Annotated in this window: 12 protein-coding genes; 7 read left to right on the forward strand and 5 right to left on the reverse strand. The window is 51.8% G+C overall.

Annotated features, from left to right (window positions below):
• The first annotated feature begins 8 nt into the window (after positions 1 to 8).
• The 3 genes from ACJJIZ_RS19895 to pgi all read left to right on the forward strand — a co-directional run bounded on the left by ACJJIZ_RS19895 (position 9) and on the right by pgi (position 3,660).
• Positions 9 to 1,055 carry a DUF3549 family protein gene (locus ACJJIZ_RS19895; RefSeq protein WP_444914582.1) on the forward strand — a complete coding sequence of 349 codons (1,047 nt, stop codon included), beginning with the start codon at positions 9 to 11 and terminating at the stop codon, positions 1,053 to 1,055.
• A 464-nt stretch (positions 1,056 to 1,519) separates the two neighbouring features.
• Positions 1,520 to 1,714, forward strand: a complete 195-nt coding sequence (locus ACJJIZ_RS19900) for a hypothetical protein (RefSeq protein WP_157533369.1) — start codon at positions 1,520 to 1,522, stop codon at positions 1,712 to 1,714.
• Between the two features lie 320 nt (positions 1,715 to 2,034).
• Complete coding sequence (gene pgi / locus ACJJIZ_RS19905) at positions 2,035 to 3,660, forward strand: glucose-6-phosphate isomerase (protein ID WP_444914583.1); 1,626 nt, start codon at positions 2,035 to 2,037, stop codon at positions 3,658 to 3,660.
• 61 nt (positions 3,661 to 3,721) lie between these two features.
• Here the strand turns inward: pgi and ACJJIZ_RS19910 are convergent, their stop codons facing one another.
• From ACJJIZ_RS19910 to sbcB, 4 genes are all read right to left on the reverse strand, one after another.
• Positions 3,722 to 4,486 (reverse strand): slipin family protein, encoded by a 765-nt coding sequence (locus ACJJIZ_RS19910; RefSeq protein ID WP_413664548.1) that lies wholly within the window; start codon positions 4,484 to 4,486, stop codon positions 3,722 to 3,724.
• 63 nt (positions 4,487 to 4,549) lie between these two features.
• Positions 4,550 to 5,956: an NfeD family protein gene (locus ACJJIZ_RS19915; protein ID WP_444906262.1), complete on the reverse strand. Its 1,407-nt coding sequence runs from the start codon at positions 5,954 to 5,956 to the stop codon at positions 4,550 to 4,552.
• A gap of 195 nt (positions 5,957 to 6,151) precedes the next feature.
• Positions 6,152 to 7,168 carry an aspartate carbamoyltransferase gene (locus ACJJIZ_RS19920; protein ID WP_413664546.1) on the reverse strand — a complete coding sequence of 339 codons (1,017 nt, stop codon included), beginning with the start codon at positions 7,166 to 7,168 and terminating at the stop codon, positions 6,152 to 6,154.
• Positions 7,169 to 7,279: 111 nt separating this feature from the next.
• Complete coding sequence (gene sbcB, locus ACJJIZ_RS19925) at positions 7,280 to 8,734, reverse strand: exodeoxyribonuclease I (RefSeq protein WP_444914584.1); 1,455 nt, start codon at positions 8,732 to 8,734, stop codon at positions 7,280 to 7,282.
• A gap of 142 nt (positions 8,735 to 8,876) precedes the next feature.
• Here sbcB and argS point away from each other — a divergent pair, with 142 nt between their 5' ends.
• From argS to gcvP, 4 genes are all read left to right on the forward strand, one after another.
• Positions 8,877 to 10,613, forward strand: coding sequence for an arginine--tRNA ligase (gene argS, locus ACJJIZ_RS19930; protein WP_444914585.1), 1,737 nt, complete (start codon positions 8,877 to 8,879; stop codon positions 10,611 to 10,613).
• A gap of 162 nt (positions 10,614 to 10,775) precedes the next feature.
• Positions 10,776 to 11,663 carry a dTDP-4-dehydrorhamnose reductase family protein gene (locus ACJJIZ_RS19935; protein ID WP_444914586.1) on the forward strand — a complete coding sequence of 296 codons (888 nt, stop codon included), beginning with the start codon at positions 10,776 to 10,778 and terminating at the stop codon, positions 11,661 to 11,663.
• A 181-nt stretch (positions 11,664 to 11,844) separates the two neighbouring features.
• A complete protein-coding gene (locus ACJJIZ_RS19940) occupies positions 11,845 to 13,323 on the forward strand; it encodes a nucleoside hydrolase (protein WP_444914587.1) in 1,479 nt (492 codons plus the stop codon).
• Between the two features lie 495 nt (positions 13,324 to 13,818).
• Complete coding sequence (gcvP, locus tag ACJJIZ_RS19945) at positions 13,819 to 16,710, forward strand: aminomethyl-transferring glycine dehydrogenase (protein WP_444914588.1); 2,892 nt, start codon at positions 13,819 to 13,821, stop codon at positions 16,708 to 16,710.
• Positions 16,711 to 17,951: 1,241 nt separating this feature from the next.
• On the opposite strand, the gene ACJJIZ_RS19950 is transcribed toward gcvP, so the two are convergent.
• Positions 17,952 to 18,149: a transposase gene (locus tag ACJJIZ_RS19950; protein WP_444914589.1), complete on the reverse strand. Its 198-nt coding sequence runs from the start codon at positions 18,147 to 18,149 to the stop codon at positions 17,952 to 17,954.
• Between the last annotated feature and the right edge of the window lie 499 nt (positions 18,150 to 18,648).

Here is an 18,648-nt window from a genome sequence, read left to right on the forward strand (position 1 = left end):
AAACCCCTATGAGTGAAAGCGGTACCCTAAGCGCCCTGATCGAGCAGGCTGGCTTCAAATTGCGCTGGTTCGATCTGGGCCGGCGCTTGCAGTCGGTTTCGAAATCCACTGCGGCATCCTTCGAAGCAGGTCTGGCTCCCTGGCCACACCCATACTTGCGCCAGGCCTGGACGGGCCTGCTGCTGCAACCAGCCGAAGGCGGTGAACCCATCGTCTGGTTCCTGCGCTTTCCGCTGGACGAGCAGGGCAAGCTGCAACTTCAAGCCCGAGATGGATTACTTCGCGCTCTGGCACAGGAACTCAAGCAGGGACCCGCTTCTGAATCTGCTGCGCAGCTGGACCAGCTGCTGCAGCAAAGTGGCTTGCTGTTTACCCCATCAACTGAGCGGCAGGCAGCATTTCACTCCCAAACAGCGCTTCTGCTGGGCCGCCAGCCCCGCGAACATTACGAGCCTGTCCTGCGCTATTTTGGCGACCCGGAAAATCACCGCTGGGACAACCTTGCGCTGCAAGGGATTGCCGACTTGGCCGCGCGCTGGGAAAAAGAAAGCACTTTGCTAATGCGCCAGATTGGAAAAGTCGCGGCTCCGGTTTTTATTAACATTTGCCATTGCCTGGAAAACCAGCCGGTCGACCACCGTCTTGCAGCAGCCATTATTGAGCGAGCAGAGCAAGAACTGACCGCAAACACGCCGGATATCTCGGTGGCCGCTGCTGCTATCAGGGGTATATCTCACTCACCAGCCACAGGATTGCGACAGGCATTTATACAGTCACTTTTTGCTGAAGATGCCAGCAATCGGAATAAAGAAGTTCTGGCCGCAATAGGCAGTCGCTGCGTCCAAGATTTGGAAGAGCAGGAATTGGCCTCACGGTGGGTTGGCAAACTGGCTGATGCCGCTGACCAGCAGACTTTTAACTTGCTGCTTTCCGATTTAATGTTTATTCCGAAAGTGCGAATCGCCCTATTGAGTGCTCTCCGTGACCCGGCAAGAAAAGAAAGTCTCGCAGTAGCCTTTGGCAATTTTTTGCACGGACCCAAACCGACACACTGAAGGCCTAAAGATAACGCCTCAGCTGGTGCTCCCTCACCCATTAAAGCTACTTTCACGAGTGAGAATTTTTAACAGAAAAAACTCTTACTCGTGAAACCATTTTCTTTGCATCGCAAAAAAACTCCCCAATCCATCAAGCGGCATTGTCAGCCACAATAATAATTCTTAGAGTCTGCCTCAAAACTGGCGCGATCAGTTTCAGCGCGTAGATTAAACAACCGAAATTCACCATAAAAAATGGTCAGCACAAACCACATTTTTTAAAAAACCCCTTATTTAAGTAGTTTTTTAAAATAAATTGGCGCACCTCTTTTCATAACTTGACCATTGACAGACATTTAAACCCAACGCCTATTACACTCAAATAGGCGGTACCTTTGTAGAACAGATTTTACAAAGCTGACCAACAGGTGACGTTTTATTGGCTATGCTAATGGCTAACATCAACGGAAAGGAGTTAGGGGATGAATTTCACTCCAGCCAAGTACTTAATTGGAATTATCAGTGCACTGGTTCTTGCAGGTTGCTGTAGCCCTCCGGCACCTCCAGCTTACTGCCCACCCGGCGCTGAACAAATTCCTCTATCCATGGCTTGTCCTGCAGATGCCGACTGCTGGATGGCTTCCGACAGAGTGCGCTGCATGAAGGTGGTCAAGTAAAATCTTTTTCTTGCCCGACAGCGTGGTGATTCATACTAAATGAAGTTTTGACCAAATCACCGCTGACAGACACCCGATTTACAAAGCCTTATTTAGTATGGATCACCACAAAATGCCGCTCTAACGAGCGGCATTTGTCTTTCCCCACACAGTTCCTTATCTCGAAACATTCCCTGTAATAGACTGTGATGCCCGCGGCGCTGGCCCGGCAAAGAAAATGCCGTTAGCATTGCCGCCCAGAAATAATAAATAAAATTTGATTTGTGTACGTTTTAGCCAAGTGGCAATAAAAAGGCTCAGAAGAGAACAAACCGAATACCATGACTAGTGAAACCCTGGCTTTAAGCCGTGTAGCGGCAATCTCACGGTTGAAGTCCCATTTTGACCAACATAAGTGGTCCTTGAGAGAGCTGTTTGCAACGGATCCCCAAAGGACAGATAAGTTCAGCTCAGACGCAGCCGGAATCTATCTGGATTACAGTAAGAACCACTTGCGTGAAGACACCCTTAAGTTGCTGTTGGAATATGCAGAAGAGCAGGGTCTGAACAACCAAATTACTGCGCTAGTGAACGGGGCCATTGTCAACAATACCGAACACCGCCCTGCCCTGCACACCGCACTGCGATTTCAGGGGCAACCGAAAACTGAACAAGAGCGGGCGGTAAAAGATTGCCGCGAGCAAATGAAACAGTTTGCCGAATCGGTGCACAACCATAGCTGGCGCAGCTTCTCAGATAAACCGATCCGCCATATCGTGAATATCGGTATCGGCGGTTCCGACCTGGGTCCGCGCATGGCGGTAGAGGCCCTCAGTCCTTGGCACAAAGACTCTATCGATGTGCACTTTGTAGCAAATATCGATGGCGCAGACCTTAGCGACACCTTGGCTGGTATCGATGCGGAAGAAACCCTTTTTGTAATTGCTTCCAAGTCCTTTTCCACCTTGGAAACCCGTGAAAATGCGCTGTCCGCACGCCGTTGGATGTTATCTGCCGGTTGCGATGAGTCGCAGTTGGCCAAACACTTTGTTGCGGTGAGCAGTAATATTACTGCTGCTCAGGATTTCGGAATTGCTCCTGAGAATATTTTCCCAATGTGGGATTGGGTGGGTGGTCGCTACTCACTCTGGTCTGCTATCGGCCTGCCCATTGTTCTTGCTTGCGGCTATGAAGTTTTTGAACAGCTTCTGCAAGGCGCCAATGCAATGGACCAGCACTTCGCCACTACTCCACTGGAGTCCAATCTACCCGTACTGATGGCGTTGACCCAGTTCTGGTATCGCCAGTGCTGGCATACGACCAGCCATGTCGTGCTGCCCTACGCGCAGCGCCTGGCCCGATTCCCCGCCTGGTTACAGCAGCTGGATATGGAGAGCCTGGGTAAAAGTGTCGACAAGGACGGGCAGGCGCTGGGCTACCCCAGTGGCAGCGTTATCTGGGGCAGTGAGGGTACGAATGGCCAACACTCTTTCCACCAATTATTGCACCAGGGAACCGACCTTATTCCAGCAGACTTTATCGCAGTCAAGGAACCGACGTCTGAACTCCTCGAACAGCACCGCTGGCTGCAGGCCTGTTGTATTAGCCAGAGCCAGGCGCTACTGCGAGGCAAAAGCCTGCATGAGGCCCGCCAGGAGCTGGAAGAAGCTGGTCACACTCATCGTGAGGCCCACGCCCTAGCCCCACATAAAGTAATCCCTGGTAATCGCTCCAGCAACACCCTGATCCTGGAAAAGTTAGATCCTTTCCACCTGGGCTCGCTCCTGGCACTGTACGAGCACAAGGTCTACGTTGGCGGCTGCCTGCTGGGGATCAACCCCTTTGATCAGTGGGGCGTCGAACTTGGTAAGCAGTTGAGTTCAAAAATCCATAAGGCTGCCAAGGGTGAAATTCCTCAGGATGACTGGGATAGTTCAACCCGCAGCCTGATGAAAAAGCTGCTCTAAACTCTACAAAAAAGGCCGCACTAATTAGTGCGGCCTTTTTTGATCTTTGCTAAGGACATCGTTAACTGGATGCAGAGCCCCGCTTCAGCATTGGCTCAATTAGATCCAGTGGCAACGGAAATACAATTGTAGAGCTGTTATTTGCGCCGGCAATATCAATCATGGTTTGCATATATCGCAAAGTAATCGCGTTGGCATTTTTCGATAATTGATTCGCTGCCTCAGTCAGCTTTAAAGCCGCCTGCGCCTCCCCCTCTGCGTGTATAACTTTAGCCCGCCGCGCGCGCTCCGCCTCTGCCTGCTGTGCGATAGCCCGCACCATACTTTCATCAAGATCGATATGCTTAATCTCTACATTAGTAACTTTTACACCCCAGGCATCTGTTTGCTCATCGAGTATTTTTTGGATATCTACATTTAGCTTGTCTCGCTCACATAACATCTCATCCAGCTCGTGCTTACCCAGTACCGAACGCAATGTAGTTTGCGCTAACTGGCTTACAGCCTCGTGATAAAATTCCACATTAATAATTGCAGACTGTGGATTAATTACCCGGTAATAAACCACTGCGTTGACTTTTACTGAGACATTATCCCTGCTGATAACATCCTGGGTGGGTACGTCCATCACCACAGTGCGCAGATCCACGCGCTCCATAGTTTGAACAATGGGAATGATTATAATCAGTCCTGGCCCTTTCACTGTTTGGAAACGCCCCAGGAAAAATACCACTGCGCGCTCATACTCCCGCAAAATACGAATGGCATACATCAGTAGCAGTATGAGTGCGACTACCAGTATCCCAAAAAAATAACTGAGCATCATTGGACTCTCCTTAATCCCACCTTAACTGTTGAGCGCTGTCATTAGCTCAATTGATTGCCCTACCTATTCCACCTCTACCCGTAAAACCATGCCGTGTTGGGCCACTACTCTAACTTTCTGACCCACCTTCAGAGGCTGGTTACAGGTCGCCTGCCAAATCTCTCCATCGAGATGCACCAAGATCTCTGCGTCCTTAACTTCGCTTACCACCGCAGAGCGACCCACAAAAGCCTGGTCTGCCGGGACTTTCGGCTGGCGTAAACTGCGTCCAACAGCGGTCAACAACATCAATAAAAAAACACCACTTACACCGGCAATAGCCCCAATCAGCTGTTTGGAAACCTGCATTCCCGGCACATCACTATCAATAAGCATTACAGAGCCAATCACCAATGCAACAATTCCGCCGATCCCCAGGGCACCAAAACTCGGCATGAAAACCTCTGCCACAATCAGCAATGCGCCAACAATAATTAATGCAAGACCAGCGTAATTAATCGGTAAAACTTGCAAGGCATAAAATGCCAGAAGCAGGCAGATAACACCAACAATCCCGGGAACAAAAGCACCGGGGCTATAACCCTCAAAAATAAGCCCATAAATACCCACCAATAACAAAATATAGGCCACTTGAGGATTGGTAATCAGGGCCAGTAATTCATTGCGCCAATCCGGCTCGTAACTTTCACTTTGCAACTCGGCAATATTTTCCGGAATCGTATAATCACCGGTATCGAGTAATACTTTTCGACCGGCAACCTGGCGCAATAAATCGTCATCATTATCCGCAACAATATCGATAACATTCATTTTTAACGCTTCCGGAGCTGTCAGGGTCGCTGCTTCGCGTACAGCTTTTTCCGCCCAGTCTGCATTGCGCCCATGGCGCTGTGCCAACCCTCGGATAAACGCGACAGAGTCATTAACGACTTTGCGCTCCATGGCCGTTCCCGCAAGCGGTTTTTCTTTTTCTTCATCCTCTCCGTCTTCCGCCTTTTCTTTTTTCTCTTCCTCCTGCTTTCCTCCCGGCATAGGTGTGCCCTGAGGTCCGCCAATCTGCACTGGCGTAGCCGCTCCCAAGGTGGTAGCAGGAGCCATAGCGGCGATCTGGCTGGCATAGAGAATATAAGTTCCCGCACTGGCAGCGCGCGCGCCGGAGGGGTAAACGTAGGTGGCAATAGGGATAGGAGACGCAAGGATATGTTGGATGATATCCCGCGAAGCCGCATCCAACCCCCCAGGGGTATCCAGATGCAGAATCACCAACTCTGCGCCCTGGTCCACAGCCTCCTGCGTAGCCCGCTTGAAATAATCAGTCGTCGCGGGACCTATGGCCCCATCAATTTTGAGTATGGCTACATGGGGAAAGGGCTCTTCCTGGGCGGCACTTTTGTACACAAAAAGGCTGAGCAGCAGCGCCAGGAAAACCAGGCTGCGAAAGAACAAAATGGGCGAAATCTGCTTCGACATGCATCCATCCCTGATGCGACATCTGGCTCAACGCCAATATTTGGATATTGAGTGCCACAGCGAAAAAGCAAAATCACTTTAGCATTCACGACACCCTAAACCGGAAACAAAAAACCCCGGCTAATTCCATCAGATTAACAGAATTAGCCGGGGCCTTGTTTATTTCCACCGGGATTTACGCCCAGTTGAGTAGTTTTATACCCGATTGCGTCGGCTATACCAGTTCACATCGCGGGAATATTTATCTACCTGATTCTCAACACCCAGCAACATGGCAAACAGAGCCATACGCACCAGCAAGCCATTGTCGGTCTGGCGGAAAATCGCCAAGCTCGGATGTTCATTCAGGTCGGTATCCAGTTCGTTCGCCTCTGCCCGTGAATCCCGTGGCAGGGGGTGCATAATTACCGTGTTAGGCTCTGCGTGGCGGGTAAAAATAGCCTTATTCAGGCGGAAGCGCCCACGGTAGCGGTTGGCCTCTTCCTGAGAGGCGAAACGCTCTTCCTGGATACGGGTGGAGTAAACAATATCCACATGGGAGATAGAGGATTCAAGCTGATCGGTAACCGTCACCTCGTGCCCCGCCCCGCGCAGCATCTCCACAATCATTTCCGGCATCGCCAGTTCCGGTGGAGAAACCAGGGTAATCTGCACCTTGCCAAACAAACACAGCAGTTTGCACAGGGAGTGCACCGTGCGGCCGTGCTTGAGGTCGCCGATCATGGCGATACGAAAATCATCAAGGGTGCGGCCGTGCGCAGCCAGTTCCTTGCGAATGGTGTAGAGGTCCAACAGTGCCTGGGTGGGGTGTTCATTGGCGCCGTCGCCGCCGTTGACCACCGGCACACGACTCGCTTCAGCAAACTCAGCCACCGACCCTTCTTTTGGGTGGCGCATACAAATCACGTCGCTATAGCCCGATAGCACTCGGGCGGTGTCGTAAAGGGATTCGCCCTTTGCCATAGCGCTGGCAGTAATTCCTACCGTTTCACGTACAGTACCGCCCAACAGATTAAAGGCGGCTCCAAAACTCAGGCGAGTACGAGTGCTCGGCTCCATAAACATATTGCCGAGAATCGCCCCTTCCAATACACGCGTTACCTTTTCACGCTGTGCATAGGGGGTCATGGCGTCAGCTACATCAAATACACGCTCTATGTCGGCGCGCTCAAATTGGCTGACCGACAGTATATTGGCTCCGATAAAGTCCATGGTTACTCCAGTGGTTGCGCCTTGTGGGCGCCGGGTATTCGCGAGCGGCATTCTACTCGGGCACCAGGAAAGAGCCCAGAGGAAGAACGGCCGCTGACGTGATTCGACACATTAGGCAAGTAAGCTATCGCCCCAGTTCTCCAGCTCTGTAATCAGGGAGATGCGCTCCGGGTACTGAACCCGCAGCTCAGACAGCTGGCGGAAGTAATCTTCCAGGGTGATTGAGGCCCCGGCAGTAGCGTCAGTTAAGCGCTGGAAACACCAGATCTGCCAGCGCTGGTGCTCTTCCTCAGACAGGGTCTCGGGGAAATTGCGCGCCCGCATACGGAATAGCAGCTCGGGTAGGCGCTTATCGGTGAAAGGCACTTCACCCGCCAAAGCTTCCGGACCTCGGGCCGCCAGTCCACGGTGCAGTTCACGGCAGATATCGCGGTCAGAGTCGCTGAGGAATCCACCGTAAAGGTCCGCTTCCACATCTCTCTCAGGGAATTCCCGATCCAGGAATACGTTGTGCAGCTTTTCTGTCAAATCGATATCTTTGAGCTTCTGCCAGTTCGCCTCACAGGTTGTGCGATCGATACCCAGCTCAGTGGCGCGCTTGTCATCCAGCATATTTGCAGGCGCCAATACCGGGCACTTGTTCAAATGCACCAGTTTCAGCCCTACCGGCAACTCACCCTCACCCAGCTTGTCGCGAGAGGTGTACAGGCGCTCTCGCAGAGTGTCTGCATCCAGGCTGAGTAATGGCTCGGGGTCCATTGCCAGGTTGGCAACAATAACCGCATTGCGGTTAACCGGGTGACTGGCCAAGGGCATCACATAGGTCAAGTGACCATGATTAGCAGAGACCTTGCCGGAAATATGCAATAGCGGACGGCGCTCGCGCATATCGATCATCTTGGCGGCCTCCTGCTTGCGACGCAGGCGGAACACATAATCGTAAAGCTTTGGTTGCTGTTTGCGGATCAGCCTCGCCATATCAATGGTGGCGTGCACATCCGACAGCGCATCGTGGGCGCCCTCGTGGGAGATCCCATTGGCAGCGGTCAATTCTTCCAGGCGGAAGGACGGCGCACCGTCCTCACGGGTGGGCCACTGGATTCCCTCTGGGCGCAGGGCGTAGGTGAGGCGCACCATGTCAATAATGTCCCAACGGCTGTTGCCGGAGCGCCATTCCCGCTCATAGGGATCGAGCAGATTACGATAAAGGGTGTAGCGAGTTACCTCGTCATCAAAACGCAAGCTGTTGTAGCCCACCCCACAGGTGCCCGGCGCACCCAGTTCGGCGAGGATGCGCTGGATAAACTCTATTTCCGGCACTCCATTGGCCAGGGCTTTCTGCGGGCTAATGCCAGTCACCAGGCTCGCCATCGGCTGTGGCAGGCAATCCACTGAAGGGCGACAGTAAATCATCAATGGCTCGCCGACGATATTCAGTTCTTCGTCGGTCCTGATACCGGCAAACTGCGCCGGCTTGTCGGCACCCGGGTCTGTACCCCAGGTTTCATAATCGTGCCAATAAAGTGTGGTAGAACTCACGGTACCTCCATAATTTGGCGGCATCATACCACCGAGAACCTCCTCGTCTGGACACCCAAGTCGAGATTTCGAGCACTCCAGACCAACTCCTTTGCCAACGCTGGTTGCAAAGCCGCCACCGCCCATTAAAATTCGGCGTTTCCACGAATTTAAGACAGCACTTCACTCTATGAATATTCGTCAGCTCCTCACCGACAAATTCCAGGCCGCCATGCTCGCCGCCGGTATCCCCGAAGAATGCGGCCCGATTGTGGCACCTGCGAAGAAAGCCGGATTTGGCGACTACCAGGCCAATGGCGCTATGGGCGCTGCCAAGCGTATGGGCACCAACCCGCGTGAGCTGGCTGGCAAGATCCTTGAGCAGCTGGATAAGGGCGATATGATCGAAAAGGTCGAGATCGCAGGCCCCGGTTTCTTGAATATTCACTTGAGCGAACAGTGGCTGAGCCAGCAGCTATTGGCCGCCCAAGGCGACAAGCGCCTGAATATCGCCTCGGTTGAAGAGCCCAAGACCGTAGTCATCGACTATTCCCATCCCAACCTGGCCAAAGAAATGCACGTAGGCCACCTGCGCACCACCATTATCGGTGATGCCCTGGCACGCCTGTTGGAGTTCCAAGGCCACAAGGTAGTTCGCCAAAATCATATGGGCGACTGGGGCACCCAATTCGGTATGTTGCTGGCACACCTTTCCGACAAGCTGGCAGACAGTGATGCAGAAGTGGCACTGGCCGATCTGGAAGTCTTCTACCGCGAAGCCAAGGTTCGCTTTGATGATGAAGAAGGCTTTGCCGATCGCGCCCGTGAATACGTTGTAAAACTGCAAGGCGGAGATGAGCAGTGCCTGAAACTGTGGAAGCAATTTATTGATATCTCTATCAGCCACTGTGAAGAAATCTACTCCAAGCTGAATGTCACCCTCAAGCAGGAAGACGTTTACGCTGAAAGCCAGTACAACGATGATCTGCCGGTGCTGGTAAAAGAGCTGCTGGATAATGGAATCGCCGTTGAAGACCAGGGCGCGATCGTTGTTTTCCTGGAAGAGATGGCCGATAAGGAAGGCAACCCCAGCCCGATGATTATCCAGAAGAAAGGCGGCGGCTATCTGTATGCCACCACCGACTTGGCCGCTATCCGCTACCGCGCCAACCAACTCAGTGCCGACCGTATCCTATATGTTGTTGATGCTCGCCAATCCCTGCACCTACAACAGGCCTTTGTCGCCTCGCGCAAAGCGAGCTTCCTGCCGGAGTCGGTTTCTCTAGAGCATTGCGCTTTTGGCACCATGATGGGCGACGATGGCAAACCATTTAAAACCCGCACCGGCGGCACCGTAAAACTGGCAGCCCTCCTGGATGAAGCAGTAGAGCGTGCAGAGAAACTGGTGGCTGAGAAAAACCCCGAGCTGGATGCAAAAACCTGTGCAGAAATCGCGCGCAAGGTGGGCATCGGCGCGGTGAAATATGCGGACCTAAGCAAGACCCGCACTAACGATTACATCTTCAGCTGGGAATCCATGCTGAGCTTTGAGGGCAATACCGCCCCCTACCTACAGTATGCTTACACCCGCGTACGCAGTATTTTCCGCAAAGCCGGTATTGAGCCGAGCGAGCTCAAGGGCGATATCCAACTGGAAAGCCCACAGGAACGCGCCCTGGCAATTAAACTAAGCCAATTTGGCGAAGTACTGGACCAGGTAGCCAAAGATACCTTCCCGCACGTACTCTGCACCTACTTGTACGAACTGGCCAGCGCCTATATGAGCTTCTACGAAGCCTGCCCAGTATTGAAAGAAGGCGTAAGTGAACAGCAGAAGCACAGCCGCCTGCAATTATGTAATCTAGTGGCCAGCACTATCGCTACTGGCCTCGATCTGCTTGGCATTGAAGTGATGGAGCAGATGTAAATTGCTCCAGCCCGGTATCACCTTCTGTAACTTTTCAGATAGGCAAATCGGGCAGCACCCGGGTAGGCGGCCTTCAGTTGTGGCCTACCCAACCATCCTGCACCATCTTTTATCCCACTCAGGCCACACGTTTCCCCCCAGCCTGACAAAAGGAAATCACCCGTGAAAATACTGATTACCGGCGCCTCCGGCCTATTGGGGCGCAGTGTATTTAAACAGCTTTCCAGCAATCCGGTTTTTTCTGTTACCGGTACCGCCTTTTCCCGCGCGGGAGATAATTTAATTCGCCTGGACTTGTCCGATAGCGAAGCAGTGAAGACCTGCCTGCAACAGGTTAATCCCGATATTGTCATTCACTGCGCCGCCGAGCGCTGGCCTGATCGCTGCGCCGACAGCCCCGACACCGCCTGGCAGCTCAATGTCAGCAGCACAGAATTCCTGGCGAAATACTGTAACGAAAATGATACACAATTAGTGTATATCAGCACCGACTATGTTTTTGATGGCAGCACTCCGCCCTACAAAGCTGATGACAATCCCAACCCGGTTAACTTCTATGGCCGCAGTAAATTGGCAGGGGAAGAGGCGGTACTGAATAACGGAAGTCACTGGGTATTGAGGTTGCCCTGGTTATTCGGGCCCGTTGCCTATCTGGAGGAATCCGGCATCACCGCCCTACTGGATACTTTGCGCAAGCAAAAGCCAGTCACGTTGGATCACTGGGCTATTCGTTTTCCCACCAGTGTTGAGGAAGTGGCTGAAGTATTGGAGCAATGCCTGCTAAAAATTCGTAGTGGTATGAGTTTTGAAGGCATTTACCAGTGGAGTGGCGATACGGCCTGCACACGCTACGAACTCGCACACATTATTGCCAAGGCTTGTAACCTGAATGCCGAACACCTGAGCGCTGAAAGCGAACCCAATTTTACAGTGCCACGCCCTTACAATTGCCAGCTGGATAAATCAAAACTGACAGGTATGGGAATTAACGGTAGTGAACCCCTGGAGCAACAGCTATTACGAAATTTAAAGCCATTTATTGAAGGCTGATTTAAATAGCTTTCAGATAAAGCGCTACAGGGAAGTATCGCTGCCGGCCATGTTCCGGCTCACACCTGTGTAATACCGTTAACTCATACAACAAACGGTGCTACAAGGTGGCAATCGAGTAGATCAGGGAGGAGCTATTGGATTGCCGAGTAAAACCACTCGAATATTTAGGGAAGGATAAATGAAATTAAAACACTGGTTCTCTGCAGGAGCTCTGGTACTGGGCAGCCTAACCACATTGGCTTCTTGCAATGCGGATAGCGGACCTCACAGCAAGAAACCACACCAGGCCATCAAGACCGAAAACGCCCAACCCATTATCTGGATTGGCGACTTCAATAACTTTGATGATGCCGTAGCACTGATGCTAATCGCCAAAGACCCACGCTATACCCTGGAGCTGGCTGTCGTTGAGGACTCTTTCAATACCGTAGCGCACGGGGCCAACACTGTTTACAACATCCTCGAATGGCTGGGAAATAACGATACCCAGGTTATTCGCGGAGCCTACTTTGCCACAGAGGAAGTCGCCTACGGCGCAAACGGCAAAGCTTCAGTATCTCCGGTAAATGACGATAATGCCGTTCTCGGCAGAGAAGACTATCAACTACCCAACTCCTCCGATTTCTCCACCGGTACCTGGAACCTGGAGCGCCGCAACGCCATGGGTATCAATCTCTACGGCCAGTATGTACCCGGCCCCTGGCGTGACAACGGCTCCACCTTATATGGAACTGACCACCTAATCCCGCGCGCCAAACAGGAGCACTACCGCTACCAAGGTAACAATGGTGTCTCCTTCAATTTTGAGCTGGCCGAAGACATTATCCTGGAAACGATGGATAACCTGGAGCAACGCCCAATAGTTTTCAACACCGGTAAACTCACCACCCTGGCCCGGGTACTTGGCAAAGCCAGCGAAGAACAGCTGGCTAAAATTGACCGCGTTATTATGATGGGTGGTGGCTTTGAGAATTATGAGCCGTTTACAGAGAATCACGAAGCAGCCTGCTTTGGCGATAAATCTAGAAATCTGGGCGGCAATATTTTCTCCCACCCCAGCTTCGGCTGTGACAGCGACTTCAGTACCCATCAGGAGTTCAATATTCTGCTCGACCCACTGAGCGCACAATGGACCTTCGACGCCCTGAGTGAAAATAGTATTGAAACCTACCTGGTTCCGACCAACTCAACCGATATGGCCAAAGTACAAGGCAGCACCATCGAAGCCCTCGCAGAGCGCCGCGCAACTCCGGAAGCCTGCTACACCTCCCAACTCCTCAGTTCCATTCGTGAATTTGAGGGTGGGGATTTCCAGGGTAATGGTGACTTCGCCATGGATGCCGTTATTCGCCTGTGGGACATTATTGCTGCCTTGGTACTGTTGGAGCCTGAAACTTTAGAGATGGATTTGGTACCCGGATTTATCGAAGTAGACCAGTTAAATGCCGGGCTGGCTGACAGTATGACTCCTTATGATCCCATCACCTTCGACCCAACTGTGGGAAAAACCACCCTTGCTGAAAATGGCGAGGGCTTGCCAGTAAATGTGGTTATGGGTATCAACCACGATGCCGCCCGTACTGCGATGATTGAGCGCCTGCGTGATCGTTTTAATGCGGCGCGGAAGGGAGCTAAGTGTCGAGCTAAACAGCATTAACAAAGAGACTGTTAGTGCATAGGAACCTTTTGACTACTCTGTATTGCTCTTGTGGACTATTCAGAGGGTTCCTAAACCCATCAAAGCGTCTATAGCCAACCTGTTCCACTTTCGAGGCCATTTAAACTCCCAGATGACCCCTTTCGTCAAATCCACTCCATCCTGTGTAGAACAAAATCGCCTCAGCCAAAATATCACAGGATTTAACCCACTTTTTGCGCCCAAATTTAGCAGTTTCCTCGATTAAATCCCGCAGATTGCCCCTACTCTCCCCGGTTGCTAAGATGCGCGCCTGCCGCTATGGCCCGGCTTCCCCTTTGGTTTCGTATTGCGACACTGGGGCTGCCAGCAAACCGATTCTCCCAAGCGTTACCCTCGCCTATCCGCAACGCGGAGGCCCGAGGCTTTCCACAGGAAAAGCGGTACTGAGGCCAGGTGCTATTTTTAACCGCGAGCGCACCGCGACGACTCCCTGCGACTACAGGAACGAAGTTTATGACCCAACCATCGCTGCAGCAGTTGGAACAACACGACGCCTTTATCCATCGCCATATTGGCCCCGATGCCAAACAGGTAGAGGCCATGCTGGAAACGCTCGGAGTTGCCAGCCTCGAAGAGCTGATCGAGAAAACCGTGCCCGAAGCCATTCGCAAGACCGATGAGCTGGATCTGGCTGACGCGATCAATGAAGTTGAGGCCCTCGCAGAGCTGAAAGATATCGCGGCGCGCAACAAGATCTACCGCACCTTTATTGGTATGGGTTACCACGACACCATTACCCCCAATGTGATCCTGCGCAATGTGCTGGAGAATCCGGGTTGGTACACCGCCTATACCCCTTACCAACCAGAAATTGCCCAGGGTCGCCTGGAAGGCCTGCTGAACTTCCAGCAGATGATTATGGACCTCACCGGTATGGAATTGGCCAACGCCTCCATGCTGGATGAAGGTACCGCAGCAGCTGAAGCCATGGCCATGTGTAAGCGCCAGGTCAAACGCAACAAATCCAACGTCTACTTTGTAGACCAGGACTGCCACCCGCAGACCATCGCCGTCGTTAAGACCCGCGCCGAGCACTTCGGCTTCGAGGTCGTTGTCGGCGATGTGGAAAAAGATATTCCCGCCGAGCTGTTCGGTGCCCTGCTGCAATACCCCGGCAGCACCGGTCGTGTACGCGACCTGACCGACATCATCACCAAGGTGCACGAAGCCAACGCCCTGGTAACTGTGGCCGCTGATCTGATGAGCCTGGTAGCCCTGCGAGCACCGGGTGATATGGGCGCAGACGTAGTTGTTGGCTGTAACCAACGCTTCGGCATCCCCATGGGCTACGGTGGTCCCCACGCCGGTTTCTTCGCCTTCCGCGAAGCTTACAAGCGCTCCGCACCGGGTCGTATTATCGGCGTTTCCGTCGATAGCAAAGGCAAGCGTGCCCTGCGCATGGCCATGCAAACCCGCGAACAGCATATTCGCCGCGAGAAAGCCAATTCCAACATCTGTACTTCCCAGGTGCTGTTGGCGGTAATGAGCGCTTTCTATGCGATTTACCACGGCCCCGAAGGCCTGAAAACCATCGCTGCCCGGATCCAGCGCTTAGCAGATATTCTCGCTTCCGCCCTGCAGCAGGAAGGCTTCAATCTGGCCCACGACAGCTGGTTCGATACCCTGAATATCACCGTTGGCGCCAAGCAGGAAGAGATTTACCAGCGCGCCCTGGCCGCTGAGATCAACCTGCGTAAAATTGGTGAAGACGCCCTGGGTGTGAGCCTGAGTGAGACAGCCACCCTGCAGGATGTGTCCGACCTGATCAATGCCTTTATCGGCACCGAACACAGCATCGACCTGCACACTCTGGACAGCGAAATTGCCAGCAAGGGCTCTCTGGGTGTACCCGCCTCCCTGGTGCGCGATACTGAATTCCTGACCCACCCGGTGTTCAATACCTACCACTCCGAGACCGAGATGCTGCGCTATCTCAAGTCTCTGGAAGCCAAGGATATCGCCCTGAATCACTCCATGATTCCTCTGGGCTCCTGCACCATGAAGCTGAACGCCACCGCCGAGATGATCCCGGTCACCTGGCCAGAGTTCGGCAAGCTACACCCCTTCGCACCAGTAGATCAAGCGGAAGGCTACGCGGAAATGTTCCGCCAACTGCAGCAAATGCTATCCGCCTGCACCGGTTACGATGCGGTGAGCCTGCAGCCCAATGCCGGCTCCCAGGGTGAATACGCAGGCCTGGTTGCTATCAAGAAGTACTTCGAAGCGAAGGGCGAAACCCAGCGCGACATCTGCCTGATTCCCGCCTCTGCCCACGGCACAAACCCAGCATCCGCCATGATGGTGAGTATGAAAGTGGTTGTGGTTGCCTGTGATGATAAAGGCAATGTGGATATCGAAGACCTGAAAGCCAAAATCGAAGAGCACGGCGACCGCGTTGCCGCACTGATGGTCACCTACCCATCCACCCACGGGGTGTTTGAGGAAGGTATCCGCGAAGTTTGCGACCTGGTACACCAGGCTGGCGGCCAGGTTTATATCGATGGTGCCAACATGAACGCCCTGATTGGCGTCGCAGCTCCGGGCCAGTTCGGTGGTGACGTATCCCACCTGAACCTGCACAAAACTTTCTGTATTCCTCACGGTGGCGGCGGCCCCGGCATGGGCCCGATCGCTGTTGGCGAACACCTGAAGCCCTACCTGGCGGCCCACCCGGTGACTGAAGTACCGGAAACCAATCTGGATAACGGCACCATCTCCGCTGCTCCCTGGGGCTCCGCCAGCATCCTGCCGATCAGTTGGATGTATATCCGTATGATGGGTAAGCAGGGTATGAAGCAGGCTACCGAAATGGCAATCCTGAACGCCAACTACGTAGCCAAGAAGCTGGGTGAGCACTACTCCCTACTCTACACCGGCACCAATGGCTTTGTTGCCCACGAGTGCCTGGTTGACCTGCGCCCACTCAAGGAAGCCAGCGGTATCACTGAAGAGGATATCGCCAAGCGTCTGATGGACTTTGGCTTCCACTCCCCCACTATGTCCTTCCCGGTAGCCGGCACCCTGATGATCGAGCCTACCGAAAGCGAATCCAAGGGTGAGCTGGATCGCTTTATCGAAGCAATGGCAACAATTCGCCAGGAAGTGGAAGATGTCACCAGCGGAAAATACACCCCAGAGGACAATCCGCTGCACAACGCCCCTCACACTCTCGAAGACGTGATGAGCGAAGAGTGGACCCACAGCTACTCCCGCGATATCGCTGCGCGCCCAGCGGCGTGGTTAAAAGAGCACAAGGTGTGGCCCGCTTCTAACCGTATCGACAACGTATACGGCGACCGCAACCTGATCTGCTCCTGCCCTCCGATTGAGAGCTACGCTGAGTAAGATCTAACACTCTCACAGGTGGATTTAAAAGCGGGCTTAATGCCCGCTTTTTTCTCCAGGCTTATTATTCAATTGATTAATTAACATTACCTTTACCCCAAATTGACCTTTTACAGTTTGCAAGTAACTTGGTTCACCTGAGCCGCCAAATAGAAAAATCCCCACTGGACTATTCTTTCTATAAACTTCTTTTTCATCAATAGTATCGGCAAGTGTCGGAATGCCTAGCTATGAAGCTTCTAAAAGCGTAGGTGTTTTGCCCGATGGAAGGCTGGAGATCAATTTTCCTCAAGTCATTAACTCCGCATGTACAGACAGAGACAGAAAACGTAGATATGTTGAAGTTGGGCATTCGCAGGAAGCAACTGTAGAATCAATTAAGCTAATACAAAGCATAATCCTGGCAGCTCACACAGACAGAAAACCTTTTACGTTTTGGTATGATCTACTAAACAGTAGTTCTATAGTGAGGGGAATAAATTAGAAATGGCTTCGTAAAGCTACTTCTACTTACTAAAAAAGGGAAAGCACCACTATTACCAATGTAAATACAAATCAAGCTACCCCCACTTGAATCAAAGAAGTGAGAATCGATCCAACAGAGCAATTCCTGCATTCAACAATGTTCTTTAGACATAACTCCTTCTGTGTAAGGTCCCTTTCACCAAAGATCAACAGGAAATATAAAAGTAAAATTGGGGCCAAGGGAGGCACACAGCAAAGAATTAAGAAATCTCCGAACAACCCCGTAGGGCCTTGAAAGCTGCAGATGCTAGGGACATAAGCACTTTGCAGCAATTATTTTCCCCAATTAATGAATTGCTAAAGCCAGCATACACAGGCGCTGGATATTTTTCTTTGCACCTCGATAGCGAATTTTCCAAACCCAAAAATGTTTTTTATCTACCTGAATCAGTGCTCTACTTTTACCCAAATTTGCACCTTAATCCTGTCCATCTTTCGCAACTCATTCTAGCCTGAACGACGCTTTGAGTAACTTAGCTTCGCTGCAATGTACCATTCCATATCCTTAGACTTCAGTTCTTCGCGTTTTTCTGCCCCAGTGAAACCAGAATCCCCCAGACTCGATTTTCTTCGTCGGGCTGCAATTGACTTTTTGCTGCGATGCCATACTCATTAGCGACTGTTGTATCGATACTATGCATGAACCCGAAAGTGGCATCTACAATAGTGACTTCTCACAAACCAATCCATTTTCAGCAAGATACTAATTGATTTCCTCAAATAGAGTTGAGCCGAGCTAATTTAACTCTAGCAAGTAAAAAGTTAAGAATCGTTGCATCATCGGGAAATGGGCCACTCAAAATCAATCCTGAAAAATTATGCATAGATTCAATCTCGTATAATGTATTTTCCATAGCTGGGTCGCTGAGATTGTAAAACAACTGCGTGCGATGAACACCCAGTATACCCCTCAATGATAAGGTCGTCGGCCACGCTTACCTCGTAGATACTAAGGGCTTTCCGAACTTCCAGCCCCTACCATGGAATGAGAATGCTCATCTGAGAAAGAAACTTTCTTACGAATGTTACGGCGTTTCAGATTGTATTCTGCTTCAACAAAGATGCCTCTGCGCAAGATTCATGGATAGTCTTGAAAGATAGGTGAATATCTACCAAATGAGCTAGGAATTTCCCAAAGATTTCCTGATTAACGCAGCGACCGCCGATGGCAGATACTATTAAAATAGATTTCCTCAAAATATCCAGTGTTAGTCTACACTAGCAGAAATTTATACTGACTCTATTGAGGATGTTAATGGTCTTTCGGGGCAAGGCAACGCATATAAACATCGCCAGATTCAGATCCTCAAGTGAAAGGCCTTATCACACGGGTCGCACAGAGACTTTGACTTCGCCCGGTTTAACACCAATTTTTTACTAGCGAGTTACAGAGTAATCTGTAACTGTATCGCT

The sequence above is a fragment of the Microbulbifer maximicatervae (SeqCode) genome (assembly GCF_052467225.1).

Coding starts and splice junctions, on each gene's coding strand:
- ACJJIZ_RS19895 (WP_444914582.1), top strand. CDS start 9: ATGAGTGAAAGCGGTACCCTAAGCGCCCTGATCGAGCAGGCTGGCTTC.
- ACJJIZ_RS19900 (WP_157533369.1), top strand. CDS start 1,520: ATGAATTTCACTCCAGCCAAGTACTTAATTGGAATTATCAGTGCACTG.
- pgi (WP_444914583.1), top strand. CDS start 2,035: ATGACTAGTGAAACCCTGGCTTTAAGCCGTGTAGCGGCAATCTCACGG.
- ACJJIZ_RS19910 (WP_413664548.1), bottom strand. CDS start 4,486: ATGATGCTCAGTTATTTTTTTGGGATACTGGTAGTCGCACTCATACTG.
- ACJJIZ_RS19915 (WP_444906262.1), bottom strand. CDS start 5,956: ATGTCGAAGCAGATTTCGCCCATTTTGTTCTTTCGCAGCCTGGTTTTC.
- ACJJIZ_RS19920 (WP_413664546.1), bottom strand. CDS start 7,168: ATGGACTTTATCGGAGCCAATATACTGTCGGTCAGCCAATTTGAGCGC.
- sbcB (WP_444914584.1), bottom strand. CDS start 8,734: ATGATGCCGCCAAATTATGGAGGTACCGTGAGTTCTACCACACTTTAT.
- argS (WP_444914585.1), top strand. CDS start 8,877: ATGAATATTCGTCAGCTCCTCACCGACAAATTCCAGGCCGCCATGCTC.
- ACJJIZ_RS19940 (WP_444914587.1), top strand. CDS start 11,845: ATGAAATTAAAACACTGGTTCTCTGCAGGAGCTCTGGTACTGGGCAGC.
- gcvP (WP_444914588.1), top strand. CDS start 13,819: ATGACCCAACCATCGCTGCAGCAGTTGGAACAACACGACGCCTTTATC.